Here is a 23,485-nt window from a genome sequence, read left to right as displayed (position 1 = left end):
GCACTAAAATAACTTACTCGACCAGCCTAACTTATTACGCAAGACGTGATAGTAGCTGTAGTCCTTAGGATGAATCAGCTTGAGGCCATTAGGGCTTTGATAAATATGCACTTCATCACCAGGAGAGACCGGCAGCGAAACTTGGCCATCGCAACTGACTTCTTGCGCCCCACGGTTATCCGGTGAAACGATAAGTTTGATGTGGCGCTTACTATCGACAACCAATGGTCGGCTCGACAGGGTATGTGGGAACATAGGCACCAAAGAGATTGCGTTAAGGCTAGGAGATAAAATCGGGCCTCCGCCAGAGAGAGAGTAAGCGGTTGAGCCGGTCGGCGTTGAAACAATTAAGCCATCGGCACGCAGCGAGAAAGCAAAACTGTCATCGATGTAGACTTCAAACTCAATCATTCGCGCGACTTGGCCTGGGTGGAGCACTGCTTCATTGAGGGCAGCATTATGGCTTTTTACCTGACCGTGGCGATGTATTTCGGCCTCAAGTAAAAAACGCTCTTCTTCGATGTAATCACCACCAAGAACCGCAGACAGTGTAGCGTGGAAGTCTTCAGGGTTGAGGTCGGTCAAAAAGCCCAAGTTGCCACGGTTGACACCAATGACCGAGATATCAAATCTCGACAGTACACGCGCCGCGCCAAGCATGTTTCCATCACCGCCGACCACGATGGCGAGATCGGCCATTTGGCCTAATTGAATTAAGCTGGCAAAATCATCGCTTGGAATATCATCTAAAATCTCGCTCAAACGATCATCGATATAGACCTTGTAACCTTGGTCTTGAAGCCAGATGTATAGCTCTCTATGGGTCGCTATCGCTTGCTGATCTCTAGGTTTTCCAATGATGGCGATCACTTCAAAAGGTTTTTTCATAGGTTTTCCGCACCAAATAGGCTTGAATCGACAATCTTCATCCCCATAATAATGGCAAGTTAACTATTTATGCGAATTTTTGTGTATCTCAATATAATAAACGTGATGTATTGAGGTCGGTTGATATGAATTCTGGAGATATCATGAGCAACGAAGAAAACAAGATCAAAGAAGAAGAGCTACAACAACAGCAGGAAGTTGAGCAAGAAGCAGAAGTTGTGGGTACTGATGCTGATATCGAATGGAACGAGGAAACTGAGCTAGATGAGAAAGAAGTGAAGATTGCTCAATTAGAAGCAGCGCTGCTTTCAAGCGAAGCAAAAGTTCAAGAGCAACAAGACAGCGTTCTACGTGCAAAAGCTGAAGTAGAAAATATGCGTCGCCGCTCTGAGCAAGAAATTGATAAAGCGCGCAAATTCGCACTGAACAAGTTCGCAGAAGAGCTGTTGCCAGTGATCGATAACCTAGAGCGTGCCATTCAAGCGGCTGATACCGAAAATGAAGCGATTAAACCGTTACTTGAAGGTGTCGAGCTGACGCACAAAACGTTTGCTGATGTTGTGTCTAAGTTTGGCCTTAAAGAGATCAATCCAGAGGGTGAGACATTCAATCCAGAGTTGCACCAAGCAATGTCAATTCAAGAAAGCCCAGATCATGAAGCAAACACCGTGATGTTTGTTATGCAGAAAGGCTATGAGTTAAACGGTCGTTTGATTCGTCCTGCCATGGTGATGGTTGCCAAATAATCTGCATATGAATCAATTGGTTTAATTGATAAAAGAGAGGCTTAGCCTCTCTTTTTTTTATCCTGTCAGACCAGATTCCGTACGGTCTTGCAACTATCTGATTTGGTGAATCATTCTTGATTTTTAGTTTGTAATAAAATTAATTTCTGATTTGAAACTTGTAACATTATCGTAAACAAAGTCTTTATTTTGTAAACTCAATGTGTACTATGTGCGAACTCCGCTAAGAAAAATGGCGGAATAAACTATAAAATCATAAATTATAAACACAACATTCTGGAGATGAATGATGGATAAATCCCTTTCGAGCAAGATTTTTGTAGGCTTGTTTGCTGGTCTTGTGATTGGTACCGCCATCCAGTACTTATTTAGCGGTGTAGCAATTTTTGACACTTACCTTTTAGGTACAGCTGAAGGTGCTGGCGGTATGTTTGTATCGTTGATCAAATTGCTTGTTGTACCTTTGGTCTATGTTTCAATTGTGTGCGGTATCGTTGACCTTAAAGACATCACTGCTTTTGGTCGCCTTGGTGGTAAAACTTTTGCTCTTTACATTATCAATACCATCATTGCGATTACGGCAGCCCTGACCGTTGGGATGATTTTCCAACCGGGCGCGGATGCAAACCTTGCGGGTACGATTTCAGAAACCGTTAAATTAACCACGACTGAAACGCCGGATATTTTCTCATTAGTGGTTAACATTGTACCAAGCAACCCTGTTCAGGCGTTTGCTAACGGTGACATGCTGCAAATTATCTTCATGGCGATTTTGACTGGTCTGGCGATTCAAGCGCTTGATTCACGTGGTGGCCCTGCTATCCGTACGTTCAAAATGGCGAACGAAATCATGATGAAGTTAGTTGGCCTTGTCATGAGCCTTGCGCCATACGGTGTCTTTGCGCTAATGATCCAGCTAGGTGCAACGCTAGATGCAAATACGCTAATGTCTGTTGCCGGTTATGTAGCACTTGTTGTTGCTATGCTAGTGTTCTGGATTTTCTTCTTCTACCCAATGGCGGTAGGACTTGCGACAGGCACGTCACCAAAAGCTTTCTTGCGTGCGACACGTGAGCAGATCTTGTTCTCACTATCAACAGCAAGCTCGAACGCAACGATTCCAGTGACTATGCGTACTTTGACTGAAAAGCTGAACGTATCTAAATCAGTGGCAGGTTTTGGTGTACCACTAGGCGCAACAATGAACATGTCAGGGGTGTCTATCTATATTGCGCTGGCGACTATCTTTGTTGCCAACGCATTTGGTCAGCCAATCAACAGTGCGGACCTATTCACTTTGGGTCTAACTATCTTGCTACTGTCCATTGGTGCTGGTGGTGTTCCTGGTGGTGGTGTGGTTATGGTTGGGGTTCTGCTTCACCAACTGGGTTTACCGCCAGAAGGTTTAGCAATTATTGCCGCTGTTGACCGTATCAATGATATGTTCTGTACGTCTTCAAACGTGGTTGGCGACACTGCGGTCAACACGATTGTCGCAAAATCAGAAGGTGAAATCGGTAAACCTGAAAAGGTTGAAGCTGAGCCCGCTCAAGCAAACGCGTAATCCGCGACAACGTTTTTATCAAGCGAGGCCGAGTGCCTCGCTTTTGTTTTTCAGCAAAAAAGCACATTTTTTTTTGCTTTGTCCCTTGAAAAGCCATTTGTCGCCCTTATCTATTGTGCATAGAGAAGCAAACATCATTATTTTTGTTTGTGAGCAAGGGTTGAAACCCGATCCTACGTCCCCCACATAGGGGGTAGAGCAAAACGAAAATAGACATTTATTCGGAGATAGCCTGATGGGTAAAATCATTGGTATTGACTTAGGTACTACTAACTCATGTGTTGCTGTATTAGACGGCGACAAACCACGCGTAATTGAAAACGCAGAGGGTGAGCGCACCACCGCATCGGTAATTGCATACACAGACGGTGAGACGTTAGTCGGTCAGCCAGCAAAACGTCAAGCAGTTACAAACCCTGAAAACACGCTATTTGCAATCAAGCGTCTAATCGGTCGTCGCTTTGAAGATGAAGAAGTTCAGCGCGATATCGAAATCATGCCATACAAAATTGTTAAGGCTGATAACGGTGACGCTTGGGTAGAAGCGAAAGGCCAAAAAATGGCAGCGCCTCAGGTTTCTGCTGAAGTTCTTAAGAAAATGAAGAAAACGGCTGAAGACTTTCTTGGTGAAGAAGTAACAGGTGCGGTTATCACAGTACCTGCATACTTTAACGATGCTCAGCGTCAAGCAACTAAAGATGCTGGCCGTATTGCAGGTCTAGAAGTTAAACGTATCATCAACGAACCAACAGCAGCAGCGCTTGCTTACGGTCTTGATAAGAAAGGCGGCGACCGCACAATCGCGGTATACGACCTTGGTGGTGGTACATTCGATATCTCAATTATCGAAATTGATGAAGTTGAAGGCGAGAAAACATTCGAAGTACTTGCAACTAACGGTGACACACACCTAGGTGGTGAAGACTTTGATAACCGTCTAATCAACTACTTGGTTGACGAGTTCAAAAAAGAACAAGGTATCAACCTAAAAACTGATCCGCTTGCGATGCAGCGTGTGAAAGAAGCAGCAGAAAAAGCGAAAATTGAGCTTTCTTCTACAACGCAAACAGATGTGAATCTGCCATACGTGACTGCTGATGCGACGGGTCCTAAGCACATGAACATCAAAGTGACACGTGCGAAGCTAGAATCGCTCGTTGAAGACTTAGTGCAACGTTCTCTAGAGCCATTGAAAGTTGCTCTAGCTGACGCAGACCTATCTGTGGGTGACATCAATGATGTAATCCTAGTAGGTGGTCAGACTCGTATGCCTATGGTTCAAGCGAAAGTAGCAGAATTCTTCGGTAAAGAAGCACGTCGCGACGTGAACCCTGATGAAGCGGTAGCGATGGGTGCTGCGGTTCAAGGTGGTGTCCTTGCGGGTGAAGTGAAAGATGTTCTTCTGCTAGACGTTACTCCTCTGTCTCTAGGTATCGAGACTATGGGCGGCGTAATGACTAAGCTAGTTGAGAAGAACACCACTATCCCAACAAAAGCGAACCAAGTCTTCTCTACAGCAGAAGACAACCAGAACGCGGTAACTATCCATGTTCTACAGGGTGAGCGTAAGCAGGCAATGTACAACAAGTCTCTAGGTCAATTTAACCTAGAAGGTATTCAGCCTGCACCACGCGGCATGCCACAAATCGAAGTAACTTTCGACCTAGATGCGGATGGTATCCTTCACGTATCGGCGAAAGACAAGCAGACTGGTAAAGAGCAGAAGATTACTATCCAAGCTTCTGGCGGTCTAAGCGATGAAGACATCGAGAAAATGGTACAAGAAGCAGAAGCTAACAAAGAAGCGGACAAGAAGTTCGAAGAGTTAGCTACTGCACGTAACCAAGCTGACCAAATGATTCACGGTACTCGTAAGCAAGTTGAAGAAGCGGGTGACGCTCTTCCAGCTGACGAGAAAGAGAAGATTGAAGCAGCTATCTCGGAGCTAGAAGACGCACGTAAAGGCGAAGACAAAGAAGCGATCGACGCTAAAGTCCAAGCACTTATGACAGCGGCTCAAAAGCTGATGGAAATCGCTCAGCAGCAAGCTCAAGCTCAACAAGGTGCGGAAGCGGGCGAACAGCCTAAGCAAGACGACGATGTTGTTGATGCTGAGTTCGAAGAAGTGAAGGAAGACAAGAAATAATTCTTGATTCTAACTGCACTTAACTTTAATGCGGGCGTTTGAGGAAACTCATACGCCCGTATGTTTGTAACTTAGTTGTCATTCTAGATAACGGTTCTTGAACGTTAACTCTCGAGTCTTTATCTAGAATGATACAACCATCAAGTGATGCCCCTGCTAACAGTAAGCATGGGAAGACACATTGCTTGCAGTACTACATTGGTGACGAAGAAAATGTCGAAACGTGATTTTTACGAAGTATTAGGCGTAAGCCGCGATGCATCAGAGCGCGATATTAAGAAAGCGTACAAGCGCTTAGCGATGAAATTTCACCCTGATCGCAACCAGGGTGATGACACCTCGTCAGATAAGTTTAAAGAAGTAAAAGAAGCGTACGAAGTCTTACTCGATCCGCAAAAGAAAGCCGCTTATGATCAGTACGGCCATGCAGCCTTTGAACAAGGTGGTATGGGTGGCGGCGGCGGCTTTGGTGGCGGTCAGGCCGACTTTGGCGACATCTTTGGCGACGTATTCGGTGACATCTTTGGTGGTGGTCGTCGTGGCGGCGGCGGACATCGTGCCCAACGTGGTGCCGATCTACGTTACAACATGGAACTCACGCTTGAAGAAGCGGTACGTGGTGTTTCTAAAGAGATCGAAGTACCCACATTAGTTCATTGCGATAGCTGTGAAGGTAGTGGTGCGAAGAAAGGCTCATCGCCAGAAACCTGTGGAACCTGTCATGGCCACGGCCAAGTACAAATGCGTCAAGGTTTCTTTGCAGTTCAACAGACCTGTCCTACCTGTCATGGTAAAGGCAAGATCATTAAAGACCCATGTAATGTGTGTCATGGTCAAGGCCGTTCGCAAAAGAGCAAGACGCTAAACGTTAAGATCCCAGCAGGCGTTGACACTGGTGATCGCATTCGTCTTTCAGGCGAAGGTGAAGCTGGCGAAATGGGCGCACCAGCAGGTGACTTGTATGTGCAAGTTCACGTCAAAGAACACAATATCTTTGAACGTGATGGCAACAACTTGTACTGTGAAGTGCCAGTGAGCTTCGCTATGGCCGCATTAGGCGGTGAAGTCGAAGTCCCAACGCTAGATGGTCGCGTGAACCTAAAAGTGCCGACTGAGACACAAACGGGCCGTATGTTCCGTATGCGTGGTAAAGGTGTTAAAGGGGTTCGCGGTGGCGGTGTTGGCGATCTGATTGTTAAGTTAGTGGTAGAAACACCAGTGAACTTAAGCTCACGTCAAAAAGAGCTGCTGAAAGAATTTGAAGAGTCATGTGGTGGCGATGCGGCAACTAAGCATAAGCCAAAAGCGGAAGGCTTCTTCAATGGCGTAAAAAAGTTCTTTGATGACCTTACTAGCTAATTAAGTATTAACGCATATAAAACCCAAAAGCCTGCCTCGTGCAGGCTTTTTTGTATCGGCTATTTCCAACATTTCGCCGGTTGTTGATTGCCTGCGTGATCGAGCGACAGTTGTTGATAACTGAGTTCGGCGCAGCGATCGTTACGTTGGGTGCCGATTGGGGTGGCCGAGATGGTGTAGTCATCTTCAGTTGCCGAGAGTGACAATGTGTATTGCTGAGGTGAACTTTGACACCTATTGCAGTGGCCTTGGGTTATGACGCCCTCGCTAGCTTGGAGGTAACTGGTTTGATAATTTCGTTCTACTTCGAGCTGAATTAACGCCAAGTCGGCTAAAGCCGCGGTGCGCTGGCCGCGCAGTAGGTAGCGTTGATAGTTAGGGTAGGCGATGGCCGCCAGTAGACTGATGATAGCCACAACGATCACTAACTCGATCAATGTCATGCCAATTACTCTTGTTGTGCTCTGTTTGCAGTGATTCGTTTTCATTGTTTCCCAGCTTTTATGGATGATTGTTCGCCTATTGTTGAGAGCTGTTAGCATCTCAACAAGATGAAAAACCATCGTCATAACGTATTACATGGGAATTTGAGAAATGTTTCGCGGCTTTACACTCTTTGAACTGGTTGTTGTGATCGCCATACTCAGTGTTTTACTGGTTAGCGCCGCGCCTCAAGTGAGCGGGCTTAGCCACAATGGACAAATGCGCCGTTTAGCTGATGAGCTTAGTGGCTTCATGGTTCAGGCTCGAGCTGAGGCGATTTGGCGTAATCAGGATTTATGGGCGCACTTTAGTTATCCGAGTGCGGCGGTTTGGCAATTGACTCTGACGGATGCGAGTGCGGCAAATAGTGGCAAGGCCTTATTGGTATTACAAGGGGAGTGGTTTACTAGCATCGCCATGAGTTGGACCTACTCCGCGGACAAAATTAAATTCGCGGCTGAGCGTGGACGGATTAAAGCCGGGAGCATCACTTTTTATAGCCATCACAAACCTCAAGCCAAGCTGAAACTGAGTAGCTCTTTTGGCGGTAATCGAGTGATGTTGTGCGGCATTGATGGGTCATATTACGGATATTCGCCATGTCGCTAAAGTGCGCTCAACGCGGCGTGAGTTTGATGGAACTGCTCGCGGCGACTCTACTCGGTGTGATGGCGCTGAGTATTGTCGGGGCGATATTCATTAGTGGTCAAAAGCTAGCTACCCAACGTTCAAAACAGTTACTTTTAATCCAAAACCTTGCCAGCGCTGCCTTGCAAATCAAACAAGATCTGCAACGCGCGGGTTATGATCCCACAGCCGCCTCGCCGATTTCTCTTACCTCTAGTTCGCAAGTCGTTCACCTTGAATCATCGCCCAGTGCGCTTGGCTACGTTTATCGTATTGCTGCAACGGGGCAAGACGCATTTCGCACTGTGGTGGTGAAACATCAGCCCTCTTTAGATGCCGCGGTTGGCCACGGTTTACTGTTGTGCGAAAAGCAATTGACTGGCTCGGTGTCGTTTTATCATGCTTCGCTATCAGGTTGGAATGGTCACTGTTTTAACTTATTTAATCCTGAGCAAATATCGGTGACTGAATTTAGCGTTACGGATACTGCGATAGTTGGCGAAGGGGCTGAGAATCAAAGTATAACGATTCGCCTCTCTGGTCGCTTGATGACCGACCCGACCATTGCTCATCAACTTGAGTTAACCACGCTGCTGAGAAATTTCTAATGCAGCACTATCAAGATCAGTGCGGCGCGATCACCTTGTTAATGACATCAGTGTTGCTAGCGGCCGCATTGATGATGAACTTGGCTTCGATGAAAACGGTCATGTATCAAATCAAACGAGCGCAAAATGAGGTGAAAGTGCGGCAAATTCACTGGCGTCTTGAAGGTGGAATTGAGTGTGCTGCCGCGAGTGTGGTTGCGCATCAATCCAACCTTGCTGTTGTACTTAATCACGCCTCACAACTGGATCGCTGTGCGGCAATTGTGACTATTGATAGTTTGGCAGTTGAAGCTCTGCCTGCCGGACAATTTGTTATTACTGCCACATTTGGTCTGCATCAAATTCGTCGCCGTTTTCACTTTCTTGCGAGTAATACAGAAAACAGCGGTCAAACGCGATTTCGTTGGGTACGTGGAGGTTGGTATGTTGAGTAGTCGGCAAGGATTCAGTTTGATCGAGGTGTTGGTTGCGCTGGCGATGATCAGTCTTGCGTCTCTTGGGCTAACCAAGCTGCAAGTCAGTATCGAGCAAAGAGCTGATTTTGCGGTTAACAGTGTTGTAGCGCTTAACTTAGCAGAACAACAACTGGAGTGGTTTGGGACACGCGGAGCGGTCAGCGAATATTCCGCCAGTGAGGTTGCGGATTTTGCGTTATTGCAGTCAGGGGCAGAGTTGGATCTGTATGCACCCTATCAAATTCGCTGGCACTTATCGTCGGTGCCAGGTTGGGACAGCAATGGCCTGCAACAAGTGCAAATTAACGTCAGTTGGCCGCAAAGAAACGGTAATAGGCAATCGATTTCTATTTTAACCCTGCTTTCGGCTCAACACGGCTACCACTTGAGTGAATAATTTAGCGCAATGAATCGTGGTTATCTACCAGCGTACGATATGTTTTGCAATTTGGTTTCAGACTTGTTTCATACTGCAGGGAGGTTGTGTTTTTATAATGTTGCACGTCAATAGCGTTTTTGCAAAATATGTCTCCAATTATGGAAAAACCATCAGAATACTGTGCTTTTTGTAGTCAGCTTTTATAGAATGCTTAGTGAAAAATAGGCCAACATAATAACCGCATAAAGGTCTTCGGCTACAACATCACATATGGAGTTACCATGAGTAACGAAACAATCAATAATGCACCGTCATCACAGCCGAGTGGGATGGATCGCTTTTTAAACTTTATCGAACGTGCAGGTAATAAGATTCCCGATCCTGCTATTTTGTTCTTTTGGGCACTGATGATTACTTGGGGTACGTCGGCGCTGCTATCAAACTTTAGCTTTGATCTGATTAATCCTCGTTCGGGCGAAGCGCTTGCGATCAATAACCTTTTAACTGGCGAATCTCTAGCAAGCTTCCTCGCTAACATGGTCACAACGTTTACTGGATTTGCTCCGCTAGGTATTGTGCTGGTCGCGATGCTTGGTGTCGGTGTGGCCGACTCTTCAGGCTTTATTACCACTGGTCTGAAGAAAATGCTTAACTTCACACCTGCCAAGCTGCTTACGCCAATGCTTATTCTGGTGGCTATTGTGTCACACACAGCAGCGGATGCGGGCTACGTGCTGGTTATCCCGCTAGGTGGTATCATTTTCCATGCGGCAGGTCGTCACCCTCTTGCTGGTATTGCCGCGGCGTTCGCTGGCGTTTCGGGCGGTTTCTCGGCCAACTTCATTCCTTCAGGTATCGATCCGCTTTTAGCTGGTTTTACTCAAACAGCCGCGAACGTGCTTGACCCAGAATATGTGGTAAACCCACTGGCGAATATTTTCTTCACTGGCATCTCGTCGGTTATTATCGTGGCGATTGGTTGGTATGTAACCGAAAAAATCATTGAACCACGTCTAGCGAATACGCCTATCGATGAAGACGCAGAAACAGCGCCTAACCTTGGTACGTTTACCGAGATCGAATCAAAAGCATTCCGTTATGCCGGTTGGGCGATGATGGCGGGTATTGCGATTCTCGTTGCTGCGCTTGTGCCTGAAAACTCAGCCTTGCGTTCGCCTGAAGGTGAAATCACCGCCTTTTCTGCGCCGATAATGAAGTCTATCGTTCCATTGATCTTCATTCTGTTTATCATCCCTGGTTATGTCTACGGTAAAGTGTCAGGCACATTCAAAACCAGCAACGATATCATCAAGGCGATGGCGGATACCATGTCAACCATGGGTGCCTATATCGTGATGTCATTCTTCTGTGCACAGTTCCTATCAGCATTTGCTCAGTCAAACATCGGTACTATGCTTGCGTTGTACGGTGCTGAAGGTTTGAAAGCGATGAACTTGCCGGGTGAAGCGACCATTGTGGGTATGATTTTGCTGACGGCGTGTGTCAACTTGTTGATCGGCTCTGCATCGGCCAAGTGGGCGCTGATTGGCCCGATTCTAGTGCCTATGTTAATGGCTGTGGGTATCTCTCCTGAGCTATCGCAAGCGGCCTACCGTGTTGGTGATTCAGTTTCGAACATCATTTCACCTCTGATGGTGTTCTTCCCGCTAGTGGTGGTTTACTGTCAGCGTTACGTGAAGTCAACGGGTATCGGTACACTTGCTTCATTGATGATGCCATTCTCGATTGCGATGTTAATCGGTTGGTCTATCTTCCTTGTGGCCTACTGGATGTTAGGCATCCCACTAGGTATTCAAGCACCATACACTTACACTATGTAAGCGAAAGGTTGAAACAACAAAGCCCGTCACATGACGGGCTTTGTTGTTTTCGGCGCTAATATAGGTTTAATCTTTTAGATAACTGGCATGGAATCTTAAATGATCATCAATAAAGCTTTGAATAAAGAAGTAGCTGTGATCATAGCCCGGTTGCATACGCAGTTTAACATTGCTCTGCGATGCCTCTGCCGCAGCAAGCAGTAACTCAGGTTTTAACTGCTGCTGTAAAAAGCCGTCGTCTTCGCCTTGGTCGACCAAAATCGGCACACTGGCTTGGCGCGATTTGAGCAGTTCAACACTGTCATACTCTTTCCACGCTTGGCTATCATTGCCCAGGTAATGGCTAAATGCTTTTTGTCCCCAAGGGCAGTTGATTGGATGAGTAATAGGGCTAAACGCCGAGATAGAACGGTATTTGTCGCTATTGCGTAAACCAATCATTAACGCGCCATGGCCGCCCATGCTGTGGCCGGAGATCGAGCGCACTGGCGTAACAGGGAAGTGCTGTTCAACTAATTTCGGCAGTTCATCGACGACGTAGCTGTACATTTGATAGTGCTTATTCCAAGGTGCTTGAGTGGCATTGACATAGAAACCTGCGCCAAGGCCAAGATCATAAGCACCATCATCAGCATCGGCCACTGTGTCACCGCGTGGGCTGGTGTCAGGAGCAACGATAGCAATACCGAGTTTGGCAGCGATGCGGAAGGCCGCGGCTTTTTGCATGAAATTCTCGTCACTGCAGGTAAGGCCGGACAACCAATAAAGCACAGGCACCGGGTTGGTGTTACTGGCTTGCGGAGGCAGGAAAATGGCGAAGCGCATTTGACAGTTTAGTACGTCGGAATGGTGTTGATACTGTTTGTGCCAGCCAGAAAAAACTTTGGCTTGGCTGATGTTTTCAATGGTCATTGGGACTCCTAGTTACAACAAAGGGCGGCGTGATTGAACGCCGCCCTTGGAGAGATTAGTAATGGATTACGCTGCGGATGCTTTCACCGTTGTGCATTAACTCAAACGCTTGGTTGATATCTTCTAGCCCCATGGTGTGAGTAATGAACTCTTGCAGGCCAAACTCTCCCGCCATGTAACGATTGACAATTTCTGGCAGTTCACTGCGACCTTTGACGCCGCCAAATGCGCTACCACGCCATACACGCCCTGTGACCAATTGGAATGGACGGGTAGAGATCTCTTGCCCCGCGCCAGCAACACCAATGATCACCGACTCGCCCCAACCTTTATGACAGCACTCAAGCGCTTGACGCATGACGTTGACGTTACCGATACATTCGAACGAGTAATCAACGCCGCCGTCAGTCATCTCGATAATCACATCTTGAATTGGTTTATCGCACGATTGCGGGTTAATTACATCGGTAGCGCCCAATTGCTGAGCCAGTTCAAACTTGCTTTCGTTGATGTCGATACCAATGATGCGACTTGCACCAGCCATACGAGCGCCGATGATTGCTGAAAGGCCGATGCCGCCGAGACCGAAAATAGCAACGGTATCGCCTTGCTCAACTTTGGCGGTATTAAGCACCGCGCCCATACCAGTAGTCACACCGCAACCTAGCAAACACACTTCTTCTAGTGGCGCTTCTTTGCTCACTTTCGCCAGTGAGATTTCAGGCAGTACCGTGTATTCAGAGAAAGTCGAGCAGCCCATGTAGTGATAAATTGGCTGACCATCTTTGTAAAAGCGAGTGGTGCCGTCTGGCATTAGGCCTTTACCTTGGGTTTCGCGAACAGCTTGGCATAGATTGGTTTTGCCTGATTGACAGAATTTACATTCACCACATTCAGCGGTATAGAGTGGAATGACATGATCGCCGACTTCAACACTGGTCACCCCTTCACCGATCATTTCGACGATACCGCCGCCTTCATGGCCGAGAATACTAGGGAATATCCCTTCTGGATCTTCACCCGAAAGGGTAAATGCATCTGTGTGACACACGCCCGTTGCGACAATACGTACGAGAACTTCGCCTGCTTTTGGGAGCATAACGTCGACTTCTTCGATTTTCAGTGGTTGATTCGGCCCCCAAGCCACTGCCGCGCGTGATTTAATAAATTGTTCAGTCATGATGGTTCCTATAGTTCGCTAAGTCAGCGTGTTTGCATCCGGTTAGTTTCACTAAGATTAGTTCACATCAAACCATTTGCATTCGATAAGCCTAGTATATTTGTTTCTTAATTAATGATAATTACCTTAATCTGAAATAAACTATTACGATAACGTAATAATAAAGGCAGAGTATGGCGAATTGGGAAGGGGTCAATGAGTTTGTGGCAGTGGTTGAAACCCAGAGTTTTACAGCGGCCGCGGAAAAATTATCGACCTCGGTTGCCAATATCAGTCGACGCATTACGGCGTTAGAGGCAAAGCTGGCGGTTAAGTTATTGCTACGAACCACACGTAAAGTCTCGGTGACTGAAGTTGGCGAGACTTACTATCAACATTGTAAACCTTTGGTTGAGGGGCTGATGTTGGCAGAGCTTGCGGTTACACAGTTGCAAGCCACGCCGACAGGAAAAATCAAAATGACGGCGCCAGTGACGTTTGGTGAGCAAGTACTTGCACCGTTAATGCATCGGTTTTTGTTGCAGCATCCTCAAATTGAGCTCGATTTAGTCTTGTCGAATCAACGCATGGATTTAGTTCAAGAGGGTTACGATTTAGCGATTCGTTTAGGTAAGCTGGAAGATTCCAGCATGATGGCGCGTAAGCTGCTTGAACGACATGTGTTTGTCTGCGCCAGCCCTGGTTATCTTTCGCGTTGCGGCGAGCCGTATACGCTGTCAGAGCTTAAACAACACCAATGTTTGCGCGGCTCGACTAAGTACTGGCGCTTCGATGACAACGGCGCCGAGCGGTTGATTCATGTCGAGGGGCGTCTGCAGTGCAATAGTGGCTATGCTTTAGTTGATGCGGCGCTAAAAGGGTTGGGTATTGTGCAGCTTCCCGATTATTATGTGCAACCTTACTTAGAAGCGGGCGATTTGGTCGAGGTTCTGACGCCTTATCGAGGCAATCAGGAAGGCATTTGGGCTCTCTATCCGCAAAACCGAATGTTGACATCAAAAGTCCGTACCCTGATTGACTATTTATCTACAGCGCTAAACCGAGAACAATCATGAGCGATAACATACAATTAAGCCCATTTAGTCAGCAAGATCACCAGTTTATGCGTCGAGCGATGCAGCTGGCAGAGTTGGCTGAGCAACAGGGCGAAGTGCCGGTCGGCGCGGTATTAGTTAAAGACGGTCAAATTATTGCCGAGGGATGGAACTTATCCATCAGCGAACATGACGCGACGGCACATGCTGAAATACAAACGCTGCGTAAAGCCGGCCAAGTGTTAGGCAATTATCGCTTACTTGATACCACGTTATATGTGACGTTAGAGCCATGCCCAATGTGCGCAGGAGCACTATTGCACAGCCGAGTTAAACGTATTGTATTTGGAGCACCAGATCTTAAAGCGGGGGCGGCCGGAACGGTACTGAATTTGTTTGAGCATCAAGCGGCGTACCATTATGCCGATGTAGAAAGCGGACTGTTAGAGCAAGAGTGCCGAGCTCAGTTGCAGAGCTTTTTTAAACGCCGACGCAAAGAACAAAAATCGCAAAGGAAACAGGCGAAACAAGTAGAGCAGGGGAGTGAGCAAGACGACCCGCAGCAGCCTCACGAGTAAGTGCTCATCAGATAAGACAAACGCCTTGAATAAGGCGCTTGTGGGTTTAAGTTACTCGGTGATCAACTGCATAAACGCTCGGTGACGTGCAATGACTTTTTTCTTGTTGTTGCTGAGCATACGCTTGCGTCGAGTTGCGGTAACCGTTTTATTAAGGCGTTTTGACTGCATTCTACGTTTTTGCATAAAACAACCTCCTATTGTAATTAAAGTAAGAACATATGCGCTGCGGCTTCAAACGCACTGAAACCGTCTTTGTCGCTCCGTTGTACCGAAGCTTTGTGACAGTGTTAAGAACAACCGCACAAGATGGTCAATACTTTTACTATTTATGGTTTTAATGCCAAGAAGTCAAGTATGTCAATTCGTTACTTGAAAGACACACTTGGAACAGGGCGTTATTTTTCAATAACATCTTGTTCAATTTCTTCTTCACCATCATTTGCATTGTCTTCATCAACGTCAGTCGTTGCGAGTGTCTCTTCTGCAAACTCAATTACAGCTAAATCACTGATATCATTATCTTCATCGTTGGCCGTTTGCTGCTCAACATGACCAATGATGCTTTGGTAATAGCGACGAATATTCTCAACGTAGTTACGCGCCTCATCACCACGGGCAAAGCCATAACGAGTCTGACTGTAGTACTTTTTCTGTCTTAGTAGAGGCAAGCGATCTTTGACATCAGACCAAGCATCTGGATTAGCCCCTTGCTTTTTGGTTAAGCGCCGCGCATCCATCATGTGGCCGTAACCAACATTGTAAGAGGCCAAAGCGAACCAAATTTTCTCGTGATCTTCAATCGAGTCAGGAATGCGGGTGACAATGCGACGTAGATATTCGACGCCGCCACGCACTGATTGTTCTGGATCTAATCGATTGGTTACGCCAACGCTTTTCGCAGTTGGCAAGGTCAGCATCATCATGCCACGGACACCGGTTGGCGATTTGGCGAGCGGATTCCAATGAGATTCTTGGTACGCTAATGCAGCAACTAGCCGCCAATCAAACTCGTCAGAATATTTTTTAAACAGCGATGACCACTTCGGCAGCTTGGAATCAAGAGCGCGAATGAAAGCACGGGTATCGACATAGTCAAAACTACTGACATGTCCGATGTATTTTTCTTCCAATGAAGCTAGGTGGCCTGATTGCTTGATGGCGCCGAAGAACTCAATCAGCAAACCATATAAGCTTTCATCTTGAGAGCGGCGCAAAAGCCAAGAAATCGGTTGATCTTCGGTGAGCTCAAAGGCAAGGGCGATATCGGGGTAGATTCGCTGGGACAGGGACACTTCGACCGAGTCCGCCACAGTAAAGCGTAAGTCGCCATCAGAGACCGCTTTGAGCAGATCATTGACGTCAGCATTTGGGTCGATGTCGTAAGAAAATTCAGGATGCTCGGCTTGGATCTCGGCCAGGCTCTGATTGAAATGCGAGTCACTCACAATTCGCAGTACATCTTCGCCATTATTTTCTTCGATGAGTTGCGCCTGTTTTTTAAGTAACTGTTCGAGTGTTCGTGGCCGCCAATGACCTTTTTTATACACCACTTGCTGGCTGACATAGTAATAAGAAGGACTCGGGCGAAAAGCTTTTAGGCGTTCCGGTGACTGGGTTAGACCTGCGGCAATAATGTCGATTTCACCATGTTGTAAGGCAGGGTAAAGACTCGAGATACGATAAGCGGGCTTCATTTCGAGCTGCACACCGAGTTCGTTGGCAAACTCACGTGCCAGTTCATAGTCAAGACCCGCCGGGCCGTCAGGACCAATATAGTAAGAGAGTTGATTGTTGAGTGTGCCGACGCGCAAGACGCCGCGCTCTTTGATAAGTTCTAATTCACTCTTTGGCTCAGACTCAATTTGACAACCTGCCATCAGTAACACGGAAAAGATCAGTGTACTGAAGGATGTCAGTTGTTTTAGGCAATGCTTTTTCATTAACGACATTCTCATGCATTCAGTAGGGCATTTATATCAAAGTGGTATAACAAGGCAAGTCAATCCGTACCTGTTCGAGATAAGGGCGCTTAATTTTAGATGTTGGTTGTATTTCAAATTTGACAAAAAAAATGACGCAAACGGTTGCTTTTGGTGTTACATCACAAAAGTAATTGCTTTATAATGCGCTCGCAAGTGAAGAGGTGGAATCGGCATAGGTTTGTAAACCTTCGGCAATAGCTTCGAAGAAAAAACAGTAACCCACTGAATTTATTCCAATATCACCTTAATCAATTGCATAAGAGACCTAAGCACATGAGAATTTTGCGTGGCTCCCCAGCTCTATCTGAGTTTCGTGTTAGTAAGCTTCTAGAGCTTTGTCGTGAATTAAGCCTGCCTGTAACGGGCGTTTACGCTGAGTTTACCCACTTTGCCGATCTGTCTGCCGACCTTGATGCGTCGGAAGAGCAAAAATTGGAAAAACTGTTAACTTACGGTCCGACAATTGAAGAGCACGAACCAACGGGTTTGCTGCTGCTGGCAGCGCCACGTCCGGGCACTATTTCTCCTTGGTCTTCTAAGTCGACCGACATTGCGCACAACTGCGGGTTAACCAAAGTCGTCCGTCTTGAGCGCGGCACTGCCTATTACATCGAATCATCAACAGAACTTTCTGAGCTTCAATTGGTTGAGCTTAAAGCGATCTTACATGACCGCATGATGGAAGTGATCTTTACTGATTTCGATTCAGCGCAAGCACTATTCCAAGTCGCAGAGCCGGCATCAGTGGCAGACGTGGATCTGCTTTGCGGTGGCCGTAAAGCGCTTGAAAATGCCAACATTACCTTAGGTCTGGCTCTGGCAGAGGACGAGATTGATTATCTACTAGAAAGTTTTGTCACCAAACTTGAGCGTAACCCGACAGACATCGAACTGATGATGTTTGCCCAGGCGAACTCAGAGCACTGCCGTCACAAGATCTTCAATGCTGATTGGACTATCGATGGTGTTAAACAAGAGAAGTCTCTGTTTAAGATGATCAAGAACACATTTGAAACCACTCCAGACTACGTTCTGTCTGCGTACAAAGATAACGCAGCGGTAATGGTTGGATCGGATGTGGGTCGTTTCTTCCCTAATCCTGAAACGCGCCAATATGGTTACAACCAAGAGAAAGCGCACATCTTAATGAAGGTGGAAACCCACAACCACCCAACCGCGATCTCTCCTTGGCCGGGTGCTTCAACAGGTTCTGGTGGTGAAATACGTGACGAAGGCGCAACCGGTATTGGTGGTAAGCCAAAAGCTGGTTTGGTTGGTTTCACAACCTCTAACCTGCGCATTCCAGGTTTTGAACAGCCATGGGAAACCGATTTTGGTAAGCCGGGTCGCATTGTTAATGCGCTAGACATCATGCTAGAAGGCCCTCTTGGTGGCGCGGCGTTCAACAACGAATTTGGTCGTCCAAACTTATTAGGTTACTTCCGTACATACGAAGAAAAAGTCAATTCTCACGCCGGTGTTGAAGTGCGTGGTTACCACAAGCCAATTATGATTGCTGGTGGTATGGGGAATATCCGTGACGAGCACGTACAAAAGAAAGAGATCCCAGTAGGAGCAAGTCTTATTGTTCTTGGTGGTCCTGCAATGAACATCGGCCTTGGTGGCGGTGCTGCTTCTTCTATGGCCTCTGGTCAGTCTGCTGAAGATCTCGATTTTGCTTCAGTACAGCGTGAAAACCCCGAGATGGAACGCCGTTGTCAGGAAGTGATTGACCGTTGTTGGCAGTTAGGTGATGCGAACCCAATCGCGTTTATCCACGATGTCGGTGCCGGCGGTATCTCGAATGCATTACCAGAGCTTGTCGATGATGGTGAACGTGGCGGTATTTTCCAGCTACGTGATGTGCCAAACGACGAACCGGGTATGAGCCCATTAGAGATCTGGTGTAATGAATCTCAAGAGCGTTACGTAATGGCTGTTGCGCCAGAAAATATGGAAGTATTTGACGCAATTTGTAAGCGTGAGCGTGCACCATACGCCGTCGTCGGTGTGGCGACAGAAGAGCGCAATCTGAAACTGGAAGATTCACACTTCGACAATACGCCAATCGATATGCCAATGGACATCTTATTGGGCAAAACGCCGAAGATGCATCGTGACGCGAAAACACTCAAAGCCAATAACCCGGCCATTGACCGTAGCGGTATTGAGCTAAACGAAGCGGTAGACCGCGTACTGCGTTTGCCAACTGTTGCTGAGAAAACGTTCCTTATTACCATTGGTGACCGCACGGTGACAGGCCTTGTGGCTCGTGACCAAATGGTTGGCCCATGGCAGGTGCCAGTAGCAAACTGCGCGGTAACGGCAGCAAGCTACGATACGTACCACGGTGAAGCGATGTCGATGGGTGAGCGTACGCCAGTTGCTCTTCTTGATTTCGGCGCGTCAGCACGCCTTGCGGTAGGTGAGGCAATCACTAACATCGCAGCAACCAACATTGGCGATATCAAACACATTAAACTATCGGCTAACTGGATGTCTCCAGCAGGTCACCCGGGCGAAGATGCAGGTCTTTACGAAGCGGTGAAAGCGGTCGGTGAAGAGCTCTGTCCTGCGCTGGGTCTAACGATTCCAGTGGGTAAAGACTCAATGTCGATGAAGACGAAGTGGGTCGATAACGGTGAGCAGAAAGAAGTCACATCACCGCTCTCTCTCGTGATTACTGCATTTGCGCGTGTTGAAGATGTGCGTAAGACAATCACACCTCAGCTTCGCACAGACAAAGGTGCTTCATCACTGGTACTGATTGACCTAGGTAACGGTAAGAACCGCCTTGGTGCAACGGCACTAGCCCAAGTGTACAAGCAGCTTGGTGATAAGCCAGCAGACGTAGACAACGCAGCGCAGCTCAAAGGTTTCTATCAGGGGGTTCAAGCCCTAGTTGCAAACGATCAAGTGATCGCTTACCACGATAAAGGCGATGGTGGTCTATTGGTGACTCTGGCTGAGATGGCATTCGCAGGTCATTGTGGTGTTAACGCCAACATTGAAGCGCTTTTATCTGCATCAGAGAACAGTGAAGATACGCTAGCGGCACTCTTCAACGAAGAGCTAGGCGCGGTAATCCAAGTTCGTAACGACGACTTAGATGCAGTGCTTTCTACTCTAGCGGCAAACGGGTTAGCCGCCTGTTCACACGTTATCGGCAGCGTTTCAGACTCTGATGAGCTAGTGATTAAGTCTGGCGAGTCTGTAGTGATTGAGCGTAATCGTACCGAACTACGTACTATCTGGGCTGAGACAACGCATAAGATGCAAGGCCTGCGTGACAACCCAGCATGTGCAGACCAAGAGTTTGAAGCGAAGAAAGACAACACAGACCCAGGTCTGAACGTGAAACTAAGCTTTGATGTTAACCAAGACATTGCTGCACCTTATATCAATACAGGGGCGAAACCTAAGATGGCAATTCTGCGTGAGCAGGGGGTTAACTCTCACGTTGAAATGGCAGCTGCGTTTGACCGTGCAGGTTTTGAAGCAACCGATATTCACATGAGCGACATCTTAACGGGTCAAGCGGTTCTCGAAGAGTACAACGGCCTGGTTGCGTGTGGTGGTTTCTCTTACGGTGACGTACTCGGTGCTGGTGAAGGTTGGGCGAAGTCTGTTTTGTTTAATGAAGAGGCTCGTAACCAGTTTGAAGGCTTCTTCAAGCGTGAAGATACTTTCTCTCTCGGTGTATGTAACGGTTGTCAGATGCTGTCGAACTTGCGCGAGCTTATTCCGGGTGCAGAATATTGGCCACGTTTTGTTCGTAATGAATCGGAGCGCTTTGAGGCTCGCTTTAGCCTAGTAGAAGTGCAGAAGTCAGATTCTGTATTTTTCAATGGTATGGAAGGCTCTCGTATGCCAATCGCGGTTTCTCACGGTGAAGGTCGCGTAGAGGTTCGTGATAACGAGCACTTAAACGCTATCGAGAACTCTGGCACGGTAGCACTGCGTTATGTCGATAATCACGGCAACCCAACGCAGCAATACCCAAATAACCCTAATGGTTCGCCAAACGCAATTACCGGTCTAACCACCACTGATGGTCGTGTGACGATTATGATGCCTCACCCAGAGCGAGTATTCCGTACGGTTGCTAACTCTTGGGCTCCAGAAGGTTGGGGTGAAAACGGTGCTTGGATGCGCATGTTCCAAAACGCGCGTAAGAACCTAGGCTGAGACTAAAAAGTTGCCACCAATTAAAAGCGTCGATTAAATAATCGGCGCTTTTTTATTGGCAAGGCTATAACTGACACAGCGATAACAATCATTTTGTTTTTCTTACTATTATCTCGCCGATTTAATTAAGTAGGATTTAAAATTGAACAATAAAACGCAACAACTAGCGCTTGTGGTGGCAGCAGTCGCAGCATTGTCTGGATGTGTTGGTAGCAATGCAGTGACCGGCAAATTAATGGAAGTTAACTTAAAAGCCGTCGATAACCGATATGCTCGAGGTGGACTCAACATACTGATGTCACCAGCTTATGGCCTGACAATTGCTGCAGATTATATCGTTTTCAACTCAGTAGAGTTTTGGACGGGTAAAAACCCTCTTAACGGCAAGCCGCACATTTTTGACTCGGACGTTGATACGTATTTAGAGATTAACCACAAACTCGATCCTACACTCACGGATGCCCCCATCTCACCATTAACGCAACATAAAGTCATTGAACAAGGTACGTTTGAATCTATTGATAGCAATACTCTGAAAATGGCTATTACGTACAACAATGGCGAGCAAGGCACATTAGTGGGCACCAAGGAAGGAGAAGACGTTCGCTACTATCTTGATGGGGAACTTGTTTCCGAGACATCGATTTCTGAGTTGCAAGCCTATGTGAAGTCGCATTCGTAAGCGAGATTAACGCGCGACTCAATTGACCAAAAGCACTGACGAAATTCAGTGCTTTTTTATTAAATTTTTTGCAGTATTGTTGATGTAATTATGCTCTAATACCGCGCTTGCCAAGGGATGGCTATATCCCTCAACAATCCCTTAGGAAATAACTATGTCGAACAATAAAAAATTTGCTATCCGTGTGACCGAAAAGCGCAATGGATGGTGTGCAGAGATCACCCGTCAAGTGACGTCGCGTAAGACCGCTGTATCAAAACGTGAAACGGGCTTTGCTACGGAAGCCGAGGCGCAAGTCTGGGCTGAAACAGAACTAGCGGGCTTTGTGCAAAACCAAGCGACGCGCAACGAGCGCAAAGGTGAAGCGCGTAAAGTTCGTGTTGAACGTGAAGAGAGTTTGGCTAAGCAAGCCGCTGAGAAAAAAGCGCGCCGTATTGCCGAATCAAAAGCGGCAAGCGAAACCGAATTGACCGAAGAAGACGACTTCTTCGACGAAGAGTAAGCCGATAATCATAAAAAAACCGCCGGAATGGCGGTTTTTTTATATTGATTAGGCAAGTGCACAATTAACGAAACTGGCCAACCTCGACAAGAAAGTCGAACCCTGCGGTTGCGAGTTTTCTCTCTAAGGCGTCTCGGTCTATGTCAAAGAACGTCGCCAGTTGGTCTAAGTCACCGTTAAAGTCATCGCGTAACTTCATATTGACGATGCTCATTAGCATCACCGGATCCATAGACTCGAAGTTTGCTAGGTTCATTACTTGTCCTCGAAGTCGGAAATCAGTAAGTTTGCCGCCGCGAAAGCTGCTCTTTCGCGAGTCTCTTTCGTTAGAGATTCATCCGCAGCAATATCGTTGAGCGTTTTTACCGCGCATGTGATTGCTTGTGGGATGTAGCCTTGATCGCCACTGCCAATTTGTGCATAAAGTTCGCGAACGAGTCCACAACAGTCATATACTTGCATCACTTCCACTCCAATAAATGATAACTGCTCTCAAATATACACACCCTGTGTTGGAAACTCAAAGTGTTCACTTGTCCTAGCGCAAGGCTTAGCTTGATCTGATGTTAATCTAACCAATTTACCTGACGTTCGAGTTGCACAGGTTGCGGCTCAATCAAGCGCTGTAGTAACAAAGACAAAAAAGGCGAGCAAACGCTCGCCTCGGGTCGTAATTTGTTGCGACTACTCTTGCGCGTAACCGTGCATACCGAGTCGTTCGCCATCAAGGTAGGCTTCTTTGCCGTCTTTCATTGTCAAACGCTCTTCAACCAACCATTTTACCACCATAGGGTAAATTCGGTGTTCTTGGTTTTGCACGCGCTCTGTGAGTGTTTCAACCGTGTCTTCGTCAAAAATTGGCACCTTGGCTTGCAAGATAACCGGCCCACCATCAAGTTGCTCTGTGACAAAGTGAACGCTGGTACCATGCTCTTCATCACCCGCGTGAATAGCACGTTGATAAGTGTTAAGACCAGGATATTTGGGCAGCAGTGACGGATGAATATTGATCATTCGGCCCATGTAATGACGGACAAATTCGCCACTCAAAATTCGCATATAACCAGCTAGGACGATGACATCGGGATGATACTCATCGATCTGCTTCATTAACTCGTGGTCAAAAGCATCACGAGTATCGAATGCTTTAGAATCGAGGAAGTGCGCACCTGCACCGGCTTTTTCTGCGCGTTCTAGCGCATAAACGTTGGCTTTATTTGAAAAGACAGCGGTGACACGGCCGTTGGTGATATTGCTGTTACAGGCATCAATGATCGCCTGTAAGTTGGTGCCATTTCCGGAAACTAAAACAACGATACTCTTCATGC

23 protein-coding genes are annotated in these 23,485 nt (G+C 47.0%); 14 read left to right on the top strand and 9 right to left on the bottom strand.

The annotated features are described in order from the left end of the window. Window positions 1–3: 3 nt before the first annotated feature. The gene (gene nadK / locus BS19_RS18040) at window positions 4–888 is read right to left on the bottom strand and encodes an NAD(+) kinase (protein WP_038177232.1); all 885 of its coding nucleotides are present in this window, start codon (window positions 886–888) and stop codon (window positions 4–6) included. 143 nt (window positions 889–1,031) lie between these two features. Here nadK and grpE point away from each other — a divergent pair, with 143 nt between their 5' ends. The 4 genes from grpE (at window position 1,032) to dnaJ (ending at window position 6,703) form a co-directional block, all read left to right on the top strand. After that, on the top strand, window positions 1,032–1,634 hold the full coding sequence (grpE, locus tag BS19_RS18035) for a nucleotide exchange factor GrpE (RefSeq protein ID WP_157631209.1): 603 nt from the start codon (window positions 1,032–1,034) through the stop codon (window positions 1,632–1,634). 289 nt (window positions 1,635–1,923) lie between these two features. Next, on the top strand, window positions 1,924–3,198 hold the full coding sequence (locus tag BS19_RS18030) for a dicarboxylate/amino acid:cation symporter (protein WP_038177230.1): 1,275 nt from the start codon (window positions 1,924–1,926) through the stop codon (window positions 3,196–3,198). Window positions 3,199–3,433: 235 nt separating this feature from the next. Further along, window positions 3,434–5,344, top strand: a complete 1,911-nt coding sequence (dnaK, locus tag BS19_RS18025) for a molecular chaperone DnaK (protein ID WP_038177229.1) — start codon at window positions 3,434–3,436, stop codon at window positions 5,342–5,344. 213 nt (window positions 5,345–5,557) lie between these two features. Continuing rightward, window positions 5,558–6,703 carry a molecular chaperone DnaJ gene (gene dnaJ, locus BS19_RS18020; protein WP_038177228.1) on the top strand — a complete coding sequence of 382 codons (1,146 nt, stop codon included), beginning with the start codon at window positions 5,558–5,560 and terminating at the stop codon, window positions 6,701–6,703. A 59-nt stretch (window positions 6,704–6,762) separates the two neighbouring features. On the opposite strand, the gene BS19_RS20660 is transcribed toward dnaJ, so the two are convergent. Further along, on the bottom strand, window positions 6,763–7,146 hold the full coding sequence (locus tag BS19_RS20660; protein WP_051686574.1) for a type IV pilin protein: 384 nt from the start codon (window positions 7,144–7,146) through the stop codon (window positions 6,763–6,765). A gap of 151 nt (window positions 7,147–7,297) precedes the next feature. Between BS19_RS20660 and BS19_RS18010 the strand changes: the two genes are divergently transcribed. The 5 genes from BS19_RS18010 to BS19_RS17990 all read left to right on the top strand — a co-directional run bounded on the left by BS19_RS18010 (window position 7,298) and on the right by BS19_RS17990 (window position 11,096). Beyond that, the gene (locus tag BS19_RS18010) at window positions 7,298–7,795 is read left to right on the top strand and encodes a GspH/FimT family pseudopilin (protein WP_038177225.1); all 498 of its coding nucleotides are present in this window, start codon (window positions 7,298–7,300) and stop codon (window positions 7,793–7,795) included. Continuing rightward, entirely contained in the window at window positions 7,786–8,421 is a 636-nt protein-coding gene (locus BS19_RS18005) for a hypothetical protein (RefSeq protein ID WP_038177224.1), read from the top strand. The genes BS19_RS18010 and BS19_RS18005 overlap by 10 nt, the downstream gene beginning before the upstream one ends. Beyond that, window positions 8,421–8,855, top strand: a complete 435-nt coding sequence (locus tag BS19_RS20730; RefSeq protein ID WP_038177223.1) for a hypothetical protein — start codon at window positions 8,421–8,423, stop codon at window positions 8,853–8,855. Before BS19_RS18005 ends, BS19_RS20730 begins: the two co-directional genes overlap by 1 nt. Beyond that, window positions 8,845–9,273 (top strand): type IV pilus modification PilV family protein, encoded by a 429-nt coding sequence (locus BS19_RS17995; protein ID WP_038177222.1) that lies wholly within the window; start codon window positions 8,845–8,847, stop codon window positions 9,271–9,273. Before BS19_RS20730 ends, BS19_RS17995 begins: the two co-directional genes overlap by 11 nt. A gap of 263 nt (window positions 9,274–9,536) precedes the next feature. After that, window positions 9,537–11,096, top strand: coding sequence for an AbgT family transporter (locus BS19_RS17990; RefSeq protein ID WP_038177221.1), 1,560 nt, complete (start codon window positions 9,537–9,539; stop codon window positions 11,094–11,096). A 66-nt stretch (window positions 11,097–11,162) separates the two neighbouring features. Here BS19_RS17990 and fghA read toward each other — a convergent pair whose 3' ends face one another. Beyond that, the gene (fghA, locus tag BS19_RS17985; protein WP_038177220.1) at window positions 11,163–12,008 is read right to left on the bottom strand and encodes an S-formylglutathione hydrolase; all 846 of its coding nucleotides are present in this window, start codon (window positions 12,006–12,008) and stop codon (window positions 11,163–11,165) included. A gap of 55 nt (window positions 12,009–12,063) precedes the next feature. Then, window positions 12,064–13,188, bottom strand: coding sequence for an S-(hydroxymethyl)glutathione dehydrogenase/class III alcohol dehydrogenase (locus BS19_RS17980; protein WP_038177218.1), 1,125 nt, complete (start codon window positions 13,186–13,188; stop codon window positions 12,064–12,066). Window positions 13,189–13,361: 173 nt separating this feature from the next. On the opposite strand from BS19_RS17980, the gene BS19_RS17975 reads away from it, so the two are divergent. Together BS19_RS17975 and tadA are read left to right on the top strand one after the other, a co-directional pair. Continuing rightward, window positions 13,362–14,243 (top strand): LysR family transcriptional regulator, encoded by an 882-nt coding sequence (locus BS19_RS17975; RefSeq protein WP_038177217.1) that lies wholly within the window; start codon window positions 13,362–13,364, stop codon window positions 14,241–14,243. Continuing rightward, complete coding sequence (tadA, locus tag BS19_RS17970; RefSeq protein WP_038177215.1) at window positions 14,240–14,800, top strand: tRNA adenosine(34) deaminase TadA; 561 nt, start codon at window positions 14,240–14,242, stop codon at window positions 14,798–14,800. The genes BS19_RS17975 and tadA overlap by 4 nt, the downstream gene beginning before the upstream one ends. A gap of 51 nt (window positions 14,801–14,851) precedes the next feature. On the opposite strand, the gene BS19_RS20710 is transcribed toward tadA, so the two are convergent. After that, window positions 14,852–14,986 (bottom strand): hypothetical protein, encoded by a 135-nt coding sequence (locus BS19_RS20710; RefSeq protein WP_281170151.1) that lies wholly within the window; start codon window positions 14,984–14,986, stop codon window positions 14,852–14,854. Between the two features lie 212 nt (window positions 14,987–15,198). After that, a complete protein-coding gene (gene mltF, locus BS19_RS17965; RefSeq protein WP_084186064.1) occupies window positions 15,199–16,743 on the bottom strand; it encodes a membrane-bound lytic murein transglycosylase MltF in 1,545 nt (514 codons plus the stop codon). 315 nt (window positions 16,744–17,058) lie between these two features. On the opposite strand from mltF, the gene purL reads away from it, so the two are divergent. From purL to BS19_RS17950, 3 genes are all read left to right on the top strand, one after another. Beyond that, complete coding sequence (purL, locus tag BS19_RS17960) at window positions 17,059–20,973, top strand: phosphoribosylformylglycinamidine synthase (RefSeq protein WP_038177214.1); 3,915 nt, start codon at window positions 17,059–17,061, stop codon at window positions 20,971–20,973. 142 nt (window positions 20,974–21,115) lie between these two features. Then, window positions 21,116–21,655, top strand: coding sequence for a DUF3332 family protein (locus BS19_RS17955; RefSeq protein WP_038177212.1), 540 nt, complete (start codon window positions 21,116–21,118; stop codon window positions 21,653–21,655). Window positions 21,656–21,809: 154 nt separating this feature from the next. Next, window positions 21,810–22,157 (top strand): DUF3622 domain-containing protein, encoded by a 348-nt coding sequence (locus BS19_RS17950; protein WP_038177211.1) that lies wholly within the window; start codon window positions 21,810–21,812, stop codon window positions 22,155–22,157. Between the two features lie 64 nt (window positions 22,158–22,221). Here the strand turns inward: BS19_RS17950 and BS19_RS17945 are convergent, their stop codons facing one another. The 3 genes from BS19_RS17945 to purN form a co-directional block, all read right to left on the bottom strand. Then, window positions 22,222–22,413 (bottom strand): DUF4250 domain-containing protein, encoded by a 192-nt coding sequence (locus tag BS19_RS17945; RefSeq protein WP_038177210.1) that lies wholly within the window; start codon window positions 22,411–22,413, stop codon window positions 22,222–22,224. Then, complete coding sequence (locus tag BS19_RS17940; protein WP_038177209.1) at window positions 22,413–22,619, bottom strand: YaeP family protein; 207 nt, start codon at window positions 22,617–22,619, stop codon at window positions 22,413–22,415. The genes BS19_RS17945 and BS19_RS17940 overlap by 1 nt, the downstream gene beginning before the upstream one ends. Before the next feature lie 222 nt (window positions 22,620–22,841). Continuing rightward, window positions 22,842–23,483, bottom strand: coding sequence for a phosphoribosylglycinamide formyltransferase (gene purN, locus BS19_RS17935; protein WP_038177207.1), 642 nt, complete (start codon window positions 23,481–23,483; stop codon window positions 22,842–22,844). Between the last annotated feature and the right edge of the window lie 2 nt (window positions 23,484–23,485).

Source organism: Vibrio pacinii DSM 19139, assembly GCF_000711795.1.
GTDB lineage: Bacteria > Pseudomonadota > Gammaproteobacteria > Enterobacterales > Vibrionaceae > Vibrio > Vibrio pacinii.
Note: the sequence above shows the minus strand (reverse complement) of the source record. Positions and strands in the feature narration are given on the sequence as shown.